We start from the raw sequence: 1,223 nt of genomic DNA, 5'->3' as shown, positions 1-1,223 counted from the left end.
GTTCGTTCGTAGATCAACAAAGTAGCCCCGTCAATGTCGGAGTAAATGCTTGCGCCCTCCGGAGGGCGCAAGCATTTACTCCGACACATAGCTTCCTTTCAGTTGAAAGTTTGGAGGATTTATATTTTGCAATCCCCTAATAGACCGATTCCAACCGGATTCCGCATCACTCAACCTTCCCCTCATCGAAACTCCCCGGAAGAACAATGGTAAACCCATGTTTTATCTAATTTGCTACGACATCGTAGAAGATAACCGGCGTAATCGAGTTGCCAAACTCTTAGAAACCTACGGAATGCGGGTGCAAAAATCCGTTTTTGAGGTGGTCCTAGATGACAACCAATACGAGCAACTCCAAAAACGTTTGCTCAAACTGCTAAATAAACGCCAAGACCAATTACGATTTTATCCTCTTTCTGCCCACTGTCGGCAAAAAGTCCAAATCCTCGGAATACAACCCACCTTCGCCATTGATGACCCGGTAATTATTGCCTAGGAGATTCAAAATGCCACAACCCATTGGGAAACGGGAACAGAGAATTATCCGCAGTTATTGTCAATGCCAACTCTCCATGACTCCTTGGGAATTTTACCAAAAATGGGAAGTGACCCAAGAAACTATTGCTGAAATCTGCGGGCGATCGCCTAGCCAAGTCCGTCGATGGTTCGCCCAAACCCATCAACCCACCGCCAACGATATGAGACATTTGGCCTTGCTCAATTTTCTCCTAGAACATCACGAAGAAATCCCCGACCATCTGCGCTCCTGGCTATGCCTCACGAACTAGCATGACTTCCCCAACTTGTCAATATCATCCGGCCCTATCTTTTCCCAAAATACTCCCCTAAAGTAAACACAAGCTGACTTCTCAGCGGGGCTTCATTTGAAGCCGAATTAATGGAAACAAAAGGGATTAAACACCCCAAAAGCCGTTGGTAATCCGCCAACGGCTTTTTCTTAAACAACCATTTTCAACCCCCTCAAACCAACTTTAAACAAGTTAATATAAATCTTGATATTAACTCCTTTATTGATTCTTGTCAATTGAGGTATTTAAACCCACTTTACCGCCAGTAACCGGATTAGGGAACTCCAAAAAATAAAATCCCCAAAAAACCCGCAGGCTGAAGCCTGGGGCTACACGGACAAAGCCCGCCTGCGCGGGCTAATACAGTCTTGTTAGGTGCTTAACCATCGGGATTTGGATGATTTATTTGTTGGA

At 45.1% G+C, this 1,223-nt stretch carries 2 protein-coding genes; both read left to right on the top strand.

Translation table 11 applies throughout. The features are described 5' to 3' along the window. Positions 1-217: 217 nt before the first annotated feature. Positions 218-496: a CRISPR-associated endonuclease Cas2 gene (gene cas2, locus NG833_RS29230; RefSeq protein ID WP_254568781.1), complete on the top strand. Its 279-nt coding sequence runs from the start codon at positions 218-220 to the stop codon at positions 494-496. Between the two features lie 10 nt (positions 497-506). After that, positions 507-788 (top strand): helix-turn-helix domain-containing protein, encoded by a 282-nt coding sequence (locus NG833_RS29225; protein WP_254568780.1) that lies wholly within the window; start codon positions 507-509, stop codon positions 786-788. Positions 789-1,223: the final 435 nt, after the last annotated feature.

The sequence above is a fragment of the Oscillatoria sp. HE19RPO genome, assembly GCF_024220515.1.
Lineage (GTDB): Bacteria > Cyanobacteriota > Cyanobacteriia > Cyanobacteriales > Laspinemataceae > Laspinema.
Note: the sequence above shows the minus strand (reverse complement) of the source record. Positions and strands in the feature narration are given on the sequence as shown.